The organism is Protofrankia sp. CiP1_Cm_nod1, from assembly GCF_920888515.1.
Classification (GTDB): Bacteria; Actinomycetota; Actinomycetes; order Frankiales; family Frankiaceae; genus Protofrankia.
This window is the reverse complement of sequence record NZ_CAKKTM010000301.1, coordinates 1-14,586: the sequence shown is the minus strand read 5'-3', so window position 1 is coordinate 14,586 and position 14,586 is coordinate 1. Positions and strand designations below refer to the sequence as shown.

At 66.7% G+C, this 14,586-nt stretch carries 9 protein-coding genes and 6 pseudogenes; 6 read left to right on the top strand and 9 right to left on the bottom strand.

The window, feature by feature from the left end; all coding sequences use genetic code 11:
• The 4 genes and pseudogenes from NBX02_RS13590 to NBX02_RS13570 all read right to left on the bottom strand — a co-directional run.
• Positions 1 to 911: pseudogene (locus NBX02_RS13590) on the bottom strand (excinuclease ABC subunit UvrA); the annotation flags it as partial.
• 162 nt (positions 912 to 1,073) lie between these two features.
• Positions 1,074 to 1,518: pseudogene (locus NBX02_RS23205) on the bottom strand (pyridoxamine 5'-phosphate oxidase family protein); the annotation flags it as partial.
• A gap of 133 nt (positions 1,519 to 1,651) precedes the next feature.
• Complete coding sequence (locus tag NBX02_RS13575; RefSeq protein WP_131790616.1) at positions 1,652 to 2,062, bottom strand: VOC family protein; 411 nt, start codon at positions 2,060 to 2,062, stop codon at positions 1,652 to 1,654.
• 5 nt (positions 2,063 to 2,067) lie between these two features.
• Positions 2,068 to 2,517 (bottom strand): helix-turn-helix transcriptional regulator, encoded by a 450-nt coding sequence (locus NBX02_RS13570; protein ID WP_250285347.1) that lies wholly within the window; start codon positions 2,515 to 2,517, stop codon positions 2,068 to 2,070.
• Positions 2,518 to 3,347: 830 nt separating this feature from the next.
• Here NBX02_RS13570 and NBX02_RS23200 point away from each other — a divergent pair.
• Positions 3,348 to 4,116 (top strand): annotated as a pseudogene (locus tag NBX02_RS23200) (undecaprenyl-diphosphate phosphatase).
• A gap of 127 nt (positions 4,117 to 4,243) precedes the next feature.
• Here the strand turns inward: NBX02_RS23200 and NBX02_RS13555 are convergent.
• Positions 4,244 to 5,125: a PIG-L family deacetylase gene (locus NBX02_RS13555; RefSeq protein WP_250291606.1), complete on the bottom strand. Its 882-nt coding sequence runs from the start codon at positions 5,123 to 5,125 to the stop codon at positions 4,244 to 4,246.
• Between the two features lie 121 nt (positions 5,126 to 5,246).
• Here NBX02_RS13555 and NBX02_RS13550 point away from each other — a divergent pair, with 121 nt between their 5' ends.
• Positions 5,247 to 6,329: a glycosyltransferase family 4 protein gene (locus NBX02_RS13550; protein WP_250291604.1), complete on the top strand. Its 1,083-nt coding sequence runs from the start codon at positions 5,247 to 5,249 to the stop codon at positions 6,327 to 6,329.
• 5 nt (positions 6,330 to 6,334) lie between these two features.
• Here the strand turns inward: NBX02_RS13550 and NBX02_RS13545 are convergent.
• The 3 genes and pseudogenes from NBX02_RS13545 to tnpC form a co-directional block, all read right to left on the bottom strand.
• A pseudogene (locus tag NBX02_RS13545) lies at positions 6,335 to 6,657 on the bottom strand (IS5/IS1182 family transposase); the annotation flags it as partial.
• 130 nt (positions 6,658 to 6,787) lie between these two features.
• On the bottom strand, positions 6,788 to 7,855 hold the full coding sequence (locus NBX02_RS13540) for a lysylphosphatidylglycerol synthase transmembrane domain-containing protein (RefSeq protein ID WP_250285352.1): 1,068 nt from the start codon (positions 7,853 to 7,855) through the stop codon (positions 6,788 to 6,790).
• 245 nt (positions 7,856 to 8,100) lie between these two features.
• A complete protein-coding gene (gene tnpC / locus NBX02_RS13535; RefSeq protein WP_250291603.1) occupies positions 8,101 to 9,606 on the bottom strand; it encodes an IS66 family transposase in 1,506 nt (501 codons plus the stop codon).
• Between the two features lie 294 nt (positions 9,607 to 9,900).
• Between tnpC and NBX02_RS23195 the strand changes: the two are divergent.
• The 4 genes and pseudogenes from NBX02_RS23195 to NBX02_RS13520 all read left to right on the top strand — a co-directional run.
• A pseudogene (locus NBX02_RS23195) lies at positions 9,901 to 10,014 on the top strand (transposase); the annotation flags it as partial.
• 192 nt (positions 10,015 to 10,206) lie between these two features.
• Positions 10,207 to 11,241, top strand: a complete 1,035-nt coding sequence (locus NBX02_RS13530; protein ID WP_250285354.1) for an undecaprenyl-diphosphate phosphatase — start codon at positions 10,207 to 10,209, stop codon at positions 11,239 to 11,241.
• 85 nt (positions 11,242 to 11,326) lie between these two features.
• A complete protein-coding gene (locus NBX02_RS13525) occupies positions 11,327 to 12,007 on the top strand; it encodes a DedA family protein (protein ID WP_445548418.1) in 681 nt (226 codons plus the stop codon).
• A 262-nt stretch (positions 12,008 to 12,269) separates the two neighbouring features.
• A complete protein-coding gene (locus tag NBX02_RS13520; protein ID WP_250285356.1) occupies positions 12,270 to 13,613 on the top strand; it encodes a COG4705 family protein in 1,344 nt (447 codons plus the stop codon).
• Between the two features lie 110 nt (positions 13,614 to 13,723).
• On the opposite strand, the pseudogene NBX02_RS23190 reads toward NBX02_RS13520, so the two are convergent.
• A pseudogene (locus NBX02_RS23190) lies at positions 13,724 to 14,586 on the bottom strand (hypothetical protein); the annotation flags it as partial.

The following is a 14,586-nucleotide window of genomic DNA, read 5'->3' as shown; positions in this document are numbered from 1 at the left end:
TCGCACTCGGGGCAGGTGGTGAAGGTGACCGCCCGGTCCACGAACGCCCGGATGTGCGGCTGCAGCGCGTCGGGGTCCTTGGAGAGGAACGACTTCTGCACCTTGGGGACCAGGCCCTCGTAGGTGAGGTTGACGCCCTTGATCTTCACCTTGACCGGCTCCTTGTAGAGGAAGTCGTGGAGCTCGGTCTTGGTGTACTTGCGGATCGGCTTGTCCGGGTCGAGGAAGCCCGACTCGGTGAAGATCCCCACTGTCCACCAGCCGTCCGCCTTGTAGCCGGGGATGGTGATCGCGCCCTCCGCGAGCGACTTGGAGTCGTCGAAGAGCTGGGTGAGGTCGATATCGGAGACCGTGCCCCGGCCTTCGCAGCGCGGGCACATGCCGCCGGTGCGGGTGAAGGTCTGTCTCACGGTCTTGCCGGCGCCGCGTTCGATCGTGATCGCCCCGCTCGCGCGGACCGAGGGGACGTTGAAGGAGAACGTGTTGGGTGAGCCGATGTGCGGCTGCCCGAGCCGGCTGAAGAGGATGCGCAGCATCGCGTTGGCGTCGGTGGCGGTGCCGACGGTGGAGCGGGCGTTGGCACCCATCCGCTGCTGGTCGACGATGATCGCGGTCGTCAGCCCTTCGAGTACGTCGACCTCGGGCCGCACCAGCGTCGGCATGAAGCCCTGCACGAAGGCGCTGTAAGTCTCGTTGATCAGCCGCTGCGACTCGGCGGCGATCGTGCCGAACACCAGCGAGCTCTTGCCCGAGCCGGAGACGCCGGTGAACACCGTCAGCCGGCGCTTCGGGATCTCGACGCTGACGTCCTTGAGGTTGTTCTCGCGCGCGCCCTGCACGCGGAGCAGATCGTGGCTGTCGGCAACGTGCAGCGCAGGCGACTGCGGGTCCGTCCTCGTGGCCATGATCATCGTGTCTCCATCTGTTAGGCGGGGCCGCCTTCGCGGTCTCCGTCGTGTCGCCTGGCTCGATCTGACCAGCTTCGAGCAGTACGTCTGGTTCTCCTTCGCTTCGGCCCGTGGAGCCTCCGGGCCCCGGCCACGCGGCGCGCCCGCCGAGGCGTCGGACCAACAACGGCCGTCGCGCATCAGCTCTCGCGGTCGGACAGCTCGTTCACCTCGCGCCAAGCCTGGATGCGGCGCGGGGAGATACGGAACCAGCGGTACGGGGTGGCCAGCGCACGCGGGTCGAAGCCGGTGCGCGCGATGAACCGGTCACCCCGCTCCTGCGGCAGCGCGTCGATCTCGAGGACCTCGACTTTGCCCTCGATCATGGACACGTCGCGGTGTGGCCCAGCCCCAGCCGGACGGCCCGGGTGGCGGCCAGGTTTCTGCCGGTCGGGATGTCCGTCGGCGTGGCCATCAGCAGCGCCTCGCCGTCCCAGCCGAAGGACAGCGACACCAGGTACGGCGCACCGTCCGCCGAGGCACTGGCCACCTAGACATCGATGTCGTGGGTGAGCCGACGATCGGTGTCGCGACGACGCTGAGCGCGGGAGCGGGGGGGGGGCGGCCTCATCGGTCCTGAAGCAGCTCGGGGACGTCGCCGTCGAGGTCGGTGCCGGTGGCCACCAGGCGGCCGGCACCGGCGTCGTGCGCGGGCTCCTTCGCGGTGCCGTCTGTGCAGGTCATGGCTGCGATCGCCGGACGACTCAGCGGAGCTCGTTGATGCGGATGAGGTTGCCCGCGGGATCGCGGACGGCGCAGTCGCGAACGCCGTACGGCTGCGCGGTCGGCTCCTGGACGACCTCGGCGTCGCTGGCCTGCAGCCGTGCGAAGGTGCCGTCGAGGTCGGCGGTGGCCAGGGTGATGCGGGCGTAGCTGCCCTTGGCCATCATCTCGAGGATGGTGCGGCGCTCGTCGTCGGTGATGCCGGGGTCGGCGGCCGGCGGCTCCAGGACGATGGACGTGCCGGGCTGGTCGGCAGGGCCGACCGTGATCCAGCGCATCCCGCCGTATCCGACGTCGTTGCGGACCTCGAAGCCGAGGGTGTCGCGATAGAAGGCCAGGGATGCGTCCGGGTCGTCGTGCGGGAGGAAGGTCCCGTGAATCGTGATGTCCATGGCGGTCACGCTAGCTGCGGCTCCGTGACCCGCGCTTCTCGATTCCTGATCGGTCTGGTCACCTGTTTCGCCACGCACGGCGGCATCCCCGCCGTCGCGCGCGTCGCATGGCGCCGGTAGGTGCTGGGCGGCATACCGACCAGCTCGGTGAAGCGACTGCTGAAGGTGCCCAGCGACGAGGAGCCGACCGCGAAACAGACCTCGGTGACGCTGAGGTCGCCACGACGCAGCAGCGCCATCGCGCGTTCGATGCGCCGCGTCATGAGGTAGCCGTATGGCGACTCGCCGTAGGCGCGCCGGAACTCGCGGCTGAGGTGCCCGGCCGACATGTGCGCGCCGCGGGCGAGCGCCTCGACGTCCAGCGGCTGCGCGTATTCCCGGTCGATCCGGTCGCGGACGCGGCGCAGCCGCGCGAGGTCGTGCAGGTGCTGCGTCGCGGCGGGTGTGCTGGTCACCTGCGAGATCGTGCCACGTCGCGCCGGGGTTGCTGGCGTCCCGCCCCACTCCGCCCTCCTGGCCTGCACCTGGTACTCCGCGACTCGCGGATTAGCCGCTTGCCGGTCTCCCGGTGGGTTCCCGCTCCAATCCGCTGGACCCATGTCGTGCCAAGGAGTTCTCCTGTTCCGTTGCAGAGCCCAAGCCAAGCTTGCGCCATCTTCATGCCGGGCATCGCCGGAGCAGTAGGCAGCTTTCCCTCTGACTTATCCCGGGCAGCATTAAGGCCCTGGTTTTGATGCCACCTGGCTTAACGACACGTCATCGATGGTTCACTCTCGTTCGCCTTCTTGGCTCATACCTGCCGCCTCTCACGACGGCTTTTCCGCGGACGTTCACCACCATGGCTCATTCACCACAGCAACTCGTGGCGGTTTGACACCAGCACCTGCATGCCGATACAGAAGGGCCTACCTTCATCTCCACAACAGCATGGTTGCTGTCGAGCGATCGCGGTTTTTTGCGCGCTCGGAGGCCGAGAGAATCTGGACGCCTGCGCCGCAGCCGGTTCCCAACTGGCCGCCGTGCACGTCCAAAAATCGGTACTGGGCCGCGAATCCTCCCTGGGGCGTTTATTGAAAATCTCACCCGAGGCGGCGGTCGGGATTTCGGCGACACGTCCAGGTCGGGAACGGGTGATCAGCCGCCGACACACTACATTTTTCGACCTTACATCTTCTACACATGGTATTCACATGATCGGGGTGCCAGTGTGCGGTTCTGACACATGCGTCAGGTGTTACCGAGCCCCGAGCCGGCCCATCGGTCGCATCCTTTCGAAAGTGAGTCCATGCCGCATCTCTGTTTCTTCGAGGCCGGTGTCATCGGCTTTCTACAGGGCATCACAGAGCTGTTCCCCGTGTCCAGCCTCGGCCACAGCGTCCTCATCCCGGCGGTCATCGGCGGCGGCTGGGCGCGGGACCTCAACGTGTCCGCCCCCAAATCGCCCTACCTGGCGTTCATCGTGAGCCTTCACGTCGCCACCGCCGTAGCTTTGATCATCTATTTCCAGCGGGGCTGGATCTGCATTGCCAGGGGCCCGGTGACCTCGTTGCGGGACTGTGAAGTGGACACGCTGGGCCAAAAGCTCGGATGGCTTCTCGTCGTCGCCGCCATCCCATCCGACTTGCGGTCGACCGAACCGTATTCCGACAGGGCTGTGCATTCTGATGTGGCCGCCGACCAGCGGTTGTCCCGTCTTCGCGGGTTGACGCGCTCGTTGTCGGATCAGCGCAGATCATCACCCTGGCACCGGGCGTCAGCAGGTCAGGAATCACCATGATGGCCGGACTGTTCCACGAGGACGCGGCCTATTTCTCCTTCCTACTTGCCATCCCGGTCATCCTCGCGGCCAGCGTACTCAAACTGCCCGATCTGTCCGGCCCGCCCGGCAGCGGTATCCGTGCCCAAGTGTTGTTCGGCACAGTCTTGTCCGGTGTGGCCACCTACCTGTCCGTGCGGTTCCTCGCCCGATACTTCGAGAACCGTCCCTCACCCCGTTCGCCCTCTACTGCATGACGGCGGGACTGTGCTGCCATGCCCGCTTCACCCTGTTCTGACCTGCCGGGGAGCCAAGATGGTCGAGGAACGGTCCTTTCGTTGCACCAGTGCCACACACATCGAATCCGGGGAATTATGCAGCAGTGCTCAGAGAAGGGTGAACCCATCCGCCGGGCTACTTCAGCGTCAGGTTCCGACAGCGTCCTCGCTCTGATGCGCATAATTGTTAGTCATGTCGATAATAGTGTGGTCGGGAGTGTCCGCCAGGCTTGCGAAAATGTTGTCGAGGAGCGGTTCTGTGGGTGTCCGACCATACTCGACATACCATTCGCGACCGAGTACCCACCGGAACACCGGGCGGGGAATCCGGAGCAGCACGGTCAGCGTTCGCAGGCCGGAGTCGGCACTGGTCTGGCTGACGTGCGCCGCCATGGCCGCGCGTTTCTGTCGGACGTAGCGGCGCACGTCGACCCGGTGGGTCAGCGCATCCGGGGCGGTGTAGGCGCCTGCGAGGCGGGCGGGAGCGAAGTCCGTGGGGATACCAGGCAGGTAATGGATGATCCGCAGTGCGCGTTGCAACCGGCTTCGATCCACTGTGGCCTCGAGGACGACGGCGGTGCCCGCCATCGTGGCGGCGCGCATGCCGACGTGGTGCACCTGCACATGGTCGGGATGACCATAGCCTCCGACCGGGTCGTAGATGGTCAGCACGTCCGCCCGCTCCTCACGCAGGATGTCCGCCAAACGCGCGGCGGCCTCGTCGACGTCCTGCCGGGCGAACGCCCGCTCCGCCCCGGAGGGTGCTTCTGTCATCCCAGAGTCGTCGTAGCCCAGACACTCGACCCGCGCGCACCCGAGCACCGCGGCGGAGCGCAGCAACTCGGCCCAGCGACGCTCGGTAAGATCACAGCCGGCCAGCATCGCGGCGGACGCGAGGCCCGATCCACCGGCGGTGGCGACCACGAGGACCACCCTGTGACCTTCCGCAGCGGCTCGCGCCAGGGTTCCCGCGGTGAGCAGCGCCTCGTCGTCGGGGTGTGCGTGGAACGAGACCAGTGTGTAAGGCATCTACAAAGTCTGCACCAGGAAAGACATCCGATATGTGCCTGGCTCGGCCAACCTGGGGAGCTTTCGCGTGAGAATCGCCCATGTCACGGACTTCTATCTGCCTCGACTCGGTGGAATCGAGATGCACATCCACGACCTGGCCATGCGTCAGCAGGCCGTCGGTCACTCCGTCGAGGTAATCACTTCCACTCCAGGGCCGGCCGAGGAGCGCACGGGCGGACTGCGAGTGCATCGCCTGACCGAGACGGTCGCATTTCCCTCGATGCTCCATCCGGCCGCCCTGCGAACCAGCCGACTGCTGCTGCGGGACAGGGCATACGACGTCATCCACGTACACGCCGGCCTGATCTCCCCCCTGGCGTTCACGACGATAGCGGCTGCGGGCAGCGCCCCTACCGTGGTGACAATGCATTCGCTGATCTCCCACCTGGAGCCTGCCTTCCGGATCCTCGATACCGGTTTCGGGTGGTCATCGTGGCCAGTGGTGTGGACGGCCGTCAGCAACGTGGCCGCCGAACCGCTGCGACGGCTGGTCGGCACGGCGCCGGTGTTCGTTCTGCCAAACGGAATCGACGTTTCGGCATGGCAGGTGGCTCCGAAGCCCCGTGACCCGGACGAGGTGGTCGTCGTCGCGGTCATGCGCCTGGCGCCTCGCAAGCGGCCCCGGCAACTGCTGCGCATGCTCCACAGGGCGCACAGAGCACTGGAGCCGACGTTTCGTCTGCGCGCCGTGGTTGTCGGGGACGGCCCGCAGCGGCGATCGTTGGAGCGATACCTTCGCCTCCACCGCATGACCGAGTGGGTAAGCCTGCCGGGCCGGTTGTCCCGGGCTCGGATCCGCTCCCTGTTCGGGCGGGCTGACTTGTTCGTCGCACCCGCAACCCTGGAATCCTTCGGCATCGCCGCCCTCGAGGCCCGCTGCGCGGGCCTTCCCGTGGTTGCCAGGGCCGAAGGCGGAATACGCGAATTTGTCCGTGACGGCGATGAGGGGATCCTCGCCGAGAGCGAGGACGGCATGGTCGAGGCAATTGTGCGGCTTGCCGCCGACCCCGCTGAGAGAGAGGCCATCGCGGCCCACAATCGGGCGGTTCCACCACCGATGGCCTGGCCGGATGTGTTGCAGCGCACCGCTGCGATGTACGCGATCGCGACCAACGACGTACGGCCGGCGCTGACCCACAATCGGTTCCCGGCGGCGGGTTGAGTCGTTCCCCTGGCGTTGTCCGACAGGCTCGCAGCGGTGACGGCCACGGCGAGGAGCAGGCCGAGCGTGTCCGTGACGATGCCCCGCTTGCGGTCGACGGTCTTCTTGCCGGGGTCCGTGCCCTGACTGGTCAGGGGGAAACGTCGGTGGAGGTCTTGACGCTCTGGGTGTCGATGATGCACGCGGTCGGTTCGGGCTTGCGGCCCTCCTTGACGCGGGCCAGACCGGTCAGGTTGTAGTTGAGATGAACGAAGATACCCTCGTCCCGCCAGGTCGCGTGGTGGGCGTAGACGGTGCCGTGCGGCGGAAAGTCATGGGGCAAATATTTTCAGCGGCGGGCATACCGTTCCGCACGCTGGCATCACACGGTACCGACGATGCCCGCACGGCGACCGCCTGTCACCACCGGAATCTTGGCAGAGTCGTTACCCGGACAGACCCCACCCCCGGATACCGGCTCAAATGATCCGACGGCGGACGAGGAACGCGAAGACGCACGCCCCGGGCATCAACGGCACCCAGACCGTGAGCAGCCGGTACCCGAGGACCACCCCGATTGCGGCCGGTGAGGAGATCCCAACCGCGACGAGCCCCGTAGCAAGGGTCACGTCAAGCGCACCCAGACCACCTGGCGATGGCACGATCACAGACAGCGAGGAAGCGACCAGGTAGATGAGGACCACGGTCCCGGCCGGGGCGGGAACGCCGACGGCGCGCAGCACGGCGATGAGGATCACGGCGTGCAGCAGCGGTACCGACAACGATCCCAGCCAGAGCTTGGCGGCACGGGCCGGATCCCGCACGACCCCGGCCAGCACTGTCAGCTCACGCATCATGTGGGTCCGGGCGGAGGTGAGGCGCGTGGTGAGCGTTCTCCTCCACGTTCCCGCGCGGCGCCGGTTCACCACCGTCCCCACGACCAGCATGAGTGCCAGCACGGCGATCAATGCGAGCCCGATCCAGGGACGGTGGACAACGCCGGTGACAGGCCGTCGCCATGTCGTCCACCGTACCTGTGTACCGACGCTGGTGAGGACGGACGGAGCCAGCCCGATCATGGCCGCGAGCAGGATCAGATGGGTCACCATGCCCGCGAGGGAGTTCAGGCCCACTGCTCCCAGGGCCGCGCTCCTGCTCATCCCATGCCGTTGCAGGAAGCGGACGTTGACCGCGATACCGCCAGACCCGGCCGGAAGCAGATGGTTGGTGAACGACGCGGCGATCTGTACCGCGAACAGCCGCCTCAGCGATGGACGTAGCGACATCGAACCGAGCTGCGTCACCGTGCCGGCAACCCAGATCATCGCGGTGGCGAGCACCGCGAGAGCCAACCACTCCCGGTCAGCATGAATCAGGTTGTTCTCGCCGACGCCGAGAGCGGGACGGTGCAGAAACCCCAGAACGATCACCGTCGTGGCGACTCCGGTCCCCAGTAACACCCGCAGCCAGGAGGAACCGGCGAACGCCGCGCCCTTGAGCGCAGAAACAGGACGAGTGGAATGGAGCTCAGGTGTTTCCGTACCCATGGAAGCCTTTCACTATCCGACTCCGTCGGGACCAGCGTGTCTCCCCTCACAGTACCCACGCCCGATGGACGACCGCTGGTCGCGATGCGGCGGGGCCATCCTTCCGGCAGTCACCGCCAGGATCATCGCTGTAGGTCACGGCGTAAACATTCAGCTGGTTTGAAGATCTTGCTGTAGGTGGTGGTTCGGGCATGGCGGCGGGCCGCGCCGGTGGTCGGCGCGGCTGGATCAGGTGGGCGGTTCGGTCAGGCGGGCACGGCGACGGGTGGCGGCATCCAGGGCGTGCCGTGGAACGCGAGGCGCAGCGCGTGCATCGCGGACATGCCGTGCTTGCGGGCGGTGGACAGGTAGCTGGCGATCTGCAGGCGGCAGGCAGTCGCGGCTGTGGAGGTGAGCCGACCGGAGATCTTCTGCTGCGTCCTGAACGGCCGTAGGTCGCGCTCGCTCGCATTGTTCGTCGGCCACACGTCGAGATCGAAGACGAACCGGAGCACGTCGGGCTGCCGGTCACGCAGGCACTCGAGCAGGCAGCGCCCGACCGGCTGCTTCGCGCCCTTCGCGGCCGGGGGCACGGCGGCGAGACCGACGCGGACCGCGCCGCGGTACTCCGCGAGCAGCGGGTCACGCAGCGCGGCGGGGACCTCGGCCAGCCCGGCCGCGCGGGCGAGGTTGGCCTGGTGGACCAGGCCCCGCAGCGCTTGGCGGAGCTGGACCGGCCACACCTCGCCCGGGTAGGTCTCGACGGTGTCCTCGATGTCGCGCAGCAGATGACTGACGCACAGCTGGTGGAGGAACCCGGTGAACTCGTCACAGTCGTACAACGCGTAGCGGTCGTGGACGACAACCCCGAGCATCCGGCCGAGCAGGAACGCCCGGAAGCTGGCCTTGTCGCGGCGGCCCAGCACGAACAGGGTGAACAGCAGCGTGGAGGCCGAGAGCACGTAGCGCTTCTCGCCCTTCGGGCCGACCTTCAGCGGCGTCTCGTCGAACCCGACGACCTTCTCGGACGCGATCCGCTGTTCGATCGCGTCGACCGCCTCGGCGACCGCGTCCGCGCCCAGCGCCAGCAGCGAATGCAGCCAGCCGGTCGAGACCTCCACCCCACACAGCTCGACGATCCCCTCCTGGGTCCGTTCGACCGGGAGGTGCTGGCGGACCAGGAAGTACAACGCGAGCGCGCGCAGCTCCGGCCCGTACGACACCGGCGCCGCGGACAGCCCCTCGGGCCGGGCGGCCACATGGCGACGCCCGCAGCCGCACACCACCGGGTAAAGGTCATGCTGGGTCACGGTCGACCGGGCCGGCTCGAGATCGTGGGCCTGGTGCGAGCGCGCGGCCCCCGTCACCGTCGCCCCGGCGAGCGCCGCCCCGCAGCCACACGCACCGCCCGGAAAGTGCTGTTCGACCCGGTCCGGGTCCTCCCGCCAGGCCAGCGTCAGCCCGTCCGCGCCCGGCTGCTTGCCGCGCTGCTTCTTCCCCGCCCCGCCACCGCCCGCCGCCCCGGGAGTCCCGCCCGGCGGCGGCTCCGGCGGCTTCCGCCCCGGGATCGCGTCGTCCGTGGACGGCGACAACGACGAGTTCCGCGAGTTCCGCGACGCCTTCCGTTCCAGGTCAGCCGCCTTCGCCGCCAACTCCGCGATCTCCCTGGCCTGCGCCGCCACCGTCACCCGCAGCTCACCGATCAACTCCGCCTGCGCGCGCACGAGGGCGATCAGTCCCTCAAGGGGCATCTCCTCCGGCTGCGCGGGCACCCCGCTACATCACCACACGCACCAGACCTGCTGCGCCACGCGTCAGCCAACAACCGAACCCGGCTCGAGAGCCGGCCACCCACAGCAACATCAACAAAGAACCTGAACGTTTACTCGTGGTCTGCGCTACCTGCCACGGCCAGATCCACAAGGGGCGGCCCGCTACACCGCTCACGCAGTAGTCACCGGAGAGCCGGATGATCGGGAAACCATCACGTCCGGTTCGGCGGGAGGCCGCGCGGAAAAGGACCAGCCCTCGGGCTGGCACCTCGCTGCGCGGCCGACCCATCCGGCTGGTTCGATGGTTATCGCCGGCTGACTATCCGTTACGAACGCGACGGCCGCAACTTCCTCGGGTTTCTCTCCCTCGCGGCCGCACTGATCTGCTGGAAGAAACTCCCCACGTGAGACACGCTCTTAACGCCGGGGGCCACTCAGAGCGTAGACGGCCCCGATCGCCCGCTCGGCGTACACCGTTTTCACATGATCCTTTCGGCATCGTGAACCGACCCGCCGCTCGGCGGGCAGACAGTCGCGGCCGGACTGCCACGTCGGGAATCAGGCGGGCTTGACGCCTCGCCGGAAGAAGGGACGGCGCCGATGGGGCATTTCGGATTCGTCGAGGCGGGCGCGATCGGTCTCCTACAAGGGATCACGGAACTGTTTCCGGTATCCAGTCTCGGGCACAGCGTGCTCGTCCCCGCGTGGATCGGTGGAAGCTGGGCGCGGGACCTGGACGTCTCTGCGCCGGAGTCGCCCTACCTGGCCTTCATCGTCGCCGTACACGTCGCTACCGCGATCGCTCTGATCACGTTCTACTGGCGCGACTGGGTCCGGATCACCAGTGGTCTGACGATATCGGTACGGGACCGCCGGGTCCAGACATCCGACCAGCGACTCGGCTGGCTGCTGATTATCGCGACGATTCCGGTCGGAATCAGCGGTCTCCTGCTGGAGCACACTTTCCGCACCACGCTCGGCAAACCGTTGTCGGCAGCGTTGTTCCTGACCGTCAACGGTGGAGTGCTGCTCGCTGGGGAGCGGCTGCGGCGGAGGAACACGGCGCCCGGCGGACCCGGGTCCGCGCCCGCTCCGGTGATGGCAGCGCCGATCACGGGCAGGTTCACCGCTGGGAAACCGACTCCGACGCCCGCCACGGGCGCTTCTGAAGGCGCCACCCCGGGATCGGCCGACCCGGCGCCGCTGTCCGTCGGCGCCGCCGCAGACCTGGCTGCCGATCAGAGACTGGCCACGCTCTCTGTGAAGGACGCTCTTGTTGTCGGCTTCGCCCAGGCCGCCGCACTCGCACCGGGGATCAGCCGATCGGGCGTGAGCATGGTAGCCGGTTTGATCCGCGGCCTGTCCCACGAGGACGCGGCTCGGTTCGCGTTCCTGCTGGCCACCCCCGTGATCTTGGCTGCGGGCCTACTCAAGCTGCCGGATCTGTTCGGCCCGCTCGGCAACGGGGTACGGGGGCAGACCCTGTTCGGGGCGGCGGTCGCGGGTGTCGCAGCCTATCTGTCGGTGCGGTTCCTCAGCCGCTGGTTCGAAACCCGGACGCTCACCCCGTTCGCGTTCTACTGTCTCGCCGTCGGATTCGTGTCCGTGCTGAGGTTCGGTCCCTTCTCATTCTGATTTCGCAGGCCCCGAGGCGCTCTGCCCGTGAGACGGTCAACTGCGGGCAGGATCCGGCCGGAAACGATGGAAAGGAAGTCCTGCGCTGTCTGGTCCACTCGCACTCAATATTCTTGACCCCGCCTCACTGGCCTCGACGTTCGGCCTTGCCGGTCTGACCGTCATCGTGTTCGCCGAGACCGGCCTGCTCCTCGGGTTCTTCCTTCCGGGTGACTCCCTGCTGTTCCTCGCCGGCGCCTACAGCACGACCCGCACTACCGCCGGCCAGCCGCATTTCCACATCGGCTCCGTGCTGGCCGGGGTGGCCGTCGCGGCGCTGGTGGGCGCACAGACGGGCTATCTGCTGGGCCGCCGGGCCGGCCCGGTCCTGTTCAACCGACCCGACTCCCGGCTGTTCAAACAGGAGAACGTGGAACGGACCCAGGAGTTCCTGGACCGGTACGGCTACGGAAAGGCGATCATCCTGGCGCGGTTCGTGCCGGTCATACGCACCTTCATGAACCCGGTGGCCGGTGTGGTGGGCGTGCCGGCCCGGGCCTTCACCCTGTTCAACGTCGCCGGCGGGTTGATCTGGTCGCTCGGCGTCACCCTGCTCGGCTACACCCTTGGACGGTCCATCTCGATCGACCGGTACATCATCCCGATCACGCTGCTGATCGTGGTGGTGTCCGCCGTTCCGGTAGTCCGGGAATACCGTCGCCAGACCAGACCCGGGCGGCGGCCCGACGCCCGCGCGGGAAGCGACCACGACCGCCTGCCCCGGTGACAGCGGTTGCCTGTAGTCGAGCAGGTACCGCGGCATCCACCACGCAGGCGTCCGTGCAGCTCACCTGTCACTCCCGAGTCCAACCACGCGGCGGATGCCTCAGGACTCCGCAGCTGCTCATTAACAGAGTTTCCCGCCCGCTTACCCTGTCCGACCCATGGCTGGCCTGGCGTGCCCTAATGTCCGACAAGTCGCGGCTTGGCTCACCCTCGTCCCAGATTCTTCCGCCGCGGCGACCGAACCGAGAACGAGAAAGAGCCCGATGACTTCACCGAGCATCCCCATGACTTCACCACGCACCCTCGCACCAAATCGCCAACTCCTTAACAAAGTTCCAGAAGTCACCATCTACTTCTGGATCATCAAAGTGCTCTGCACGACGGTTGGTGAATCGGCCGCTGACTTCCTCAACGTCAACCTGAACCTCGGTCTGACCGGTACGTCCGTCGTCACAGGCGTCCTGCTCGTCGCCGCTCTGATCTTCCAATTCAGGGCGAATCGGTACATACCGAGCAGGTACTGGCTGGCGGTGGCGCTCGTGAGCGTCTTCGGCACATTGGTAACCGACAATCTCACGGACAGTATCGGTCTGCCACTCGAAGCGAGCACCCTGATTTTCGGTGTTCTTCTCGCTCTCGCCTTCCTCGTGTGGTACCTGATCGAGAAGACGCTCTCCATTCATTCCATCTTCACCAGACGGCGAGAGGCGTTCTACTGGCTGACGATTCTCGTCACCTTCGCGCTCGGCACGGCGACCGGCGATCTCATGGCCGAGGTGCTTGGGCTCGGCTACCTGGCGACGGGAATCATCGTGGTATCGCTGATCGCCATCATTGCGGTCGCATGGCGATTCGGACTCAACTCGGTTCTCTCCTTCTGGATCATCTACATCATGACCCGCCCGCTTGGAGCATCGATCGGTGACTACCTCTCTCAGTCATCGGGCCAGGGCGGGCTGGGCCTGGGTGCGACGGTGACGAGCCTGATCTTCGTGGCCGGCATTCTCGGCATCGTTACCTATTTCTCGGTGACGAAAGCCGATGTCATCCCGAGTGCCTCTGCCATTGACACTGACGAGGCAATGGAACGAGGAGGCTTGTGGCAGACAGTCGTCGTCGTGGCGCTCGTCCTCATCGCCGCAGGGACGGGATACTTCTTGCGCAAGTCCTCGCTTCAAGAAGACACGTCAAACTCGGCTGCCGCCGTGCAGTCGATCCCCGGCGCAAGCCAGACAGTGATCCCCGGCGCAAGCCAGACAGTGATCCCCGGCGCAAGCCAGGCAGTGATCCCCGGCGGAAGTCAGCCAGCACAGCTCTCGCCCCTCGGAGACCTCTCGAAGTTCCGAAAAATCACACAGGACACGCTGGATCTCCTGAACGCCGGCAACCAGTCTGGCGCTACGGCCCGCATCGGTGATCTCGAAATCGCGTGGGACAACGCCGAAGCGCGTCTGAAACCGAAGGACAAGGCTGCGTGGACCAAGATCGACGGAAAGATTGATACGGTGCTGCGCGCCCTCCGGGCAACGAGTCCGAACTCGAACAGCGAGAGGGTCGCGCTAACGGCATTGCTCACCACACTCGGCCCGAGTGACAGTCATTCCTGAGAAAGAAACCCCGAAGCTACAGGTAGATACTACGAGGCTTATGTAGAACCTGTTGGGTGCCAGAACTCGGCTATCGGCGTTGACCTGGGGTTTTAGGCCGTTCGTTCGTATTAGTTGATCAGGCCACCGAGGACGGGCCGACGCTTGATGTGTCCCGTCGTGACGTCAGTGATCGGGTGGTCGGGCCGGGGCGGTTGGAGGTGGAGCGCGCGGGGAGCTCGGGGTGGGATCGTGACCGCGGTGATGCCGGCGTCGGCGAGGACCGCGTCGAAGGATGCGGTGACCTGCCCAGCGCGGTCACGGACCAGGGCCTGGACGTCGGCCGCCCGGTCGCCGAGGTCCATCAGCAGATTCCGGATCTGTTGGGTGGTCCAGGGCCCGTCCGGGTTGGCGGGGCCCCAAGGAGGTGCACGGAGCAGGAGCCGACCTCCATGACGAACAAGCGGTACGGACGCTGGAGCGTCACGGCGCAGTCCGCGTGGAAGAAGTCGACCGCCACCCTCACCGGCACCTCCCGGATCAGGCTGCCCCCAGCTTCACCGCCCTACCATGACAGGACAGCGACGAAGGTCTCCCAGCCCTGTTCGATCAATTGGCGCCTCACGGCGCACCCGCCGGTGACCCCAGGTCGGGTTCTTCTTCGCGAGGCGCAGAACCAGATCACGGATCTTGCGGCGGACCGGTGGCCGACCGGGCGACTTCCGTGGATAGGTCCATTTCCGGGTGAGGAGGTCACTCCGGCCACCGCAACACGGTGGCCGGAGTGACGAAGAAAACGTCCCAGCGGGTCCGGGGTAACAGCCGGGACAACGCCGTCAGGATCTACCCGATCTGCCGGTTCCAGGGTCGGACGGTGGACCTGGCGCCGCAGCACCGCCACCTGGTGTCGTAGGACGAGGAGCTCCACCTCTTTCGCCGTGTCGCCGCGTACGCGGAGCAGCACCCCGAGAGCGTTGCGCGTCAGGCCGTAGAG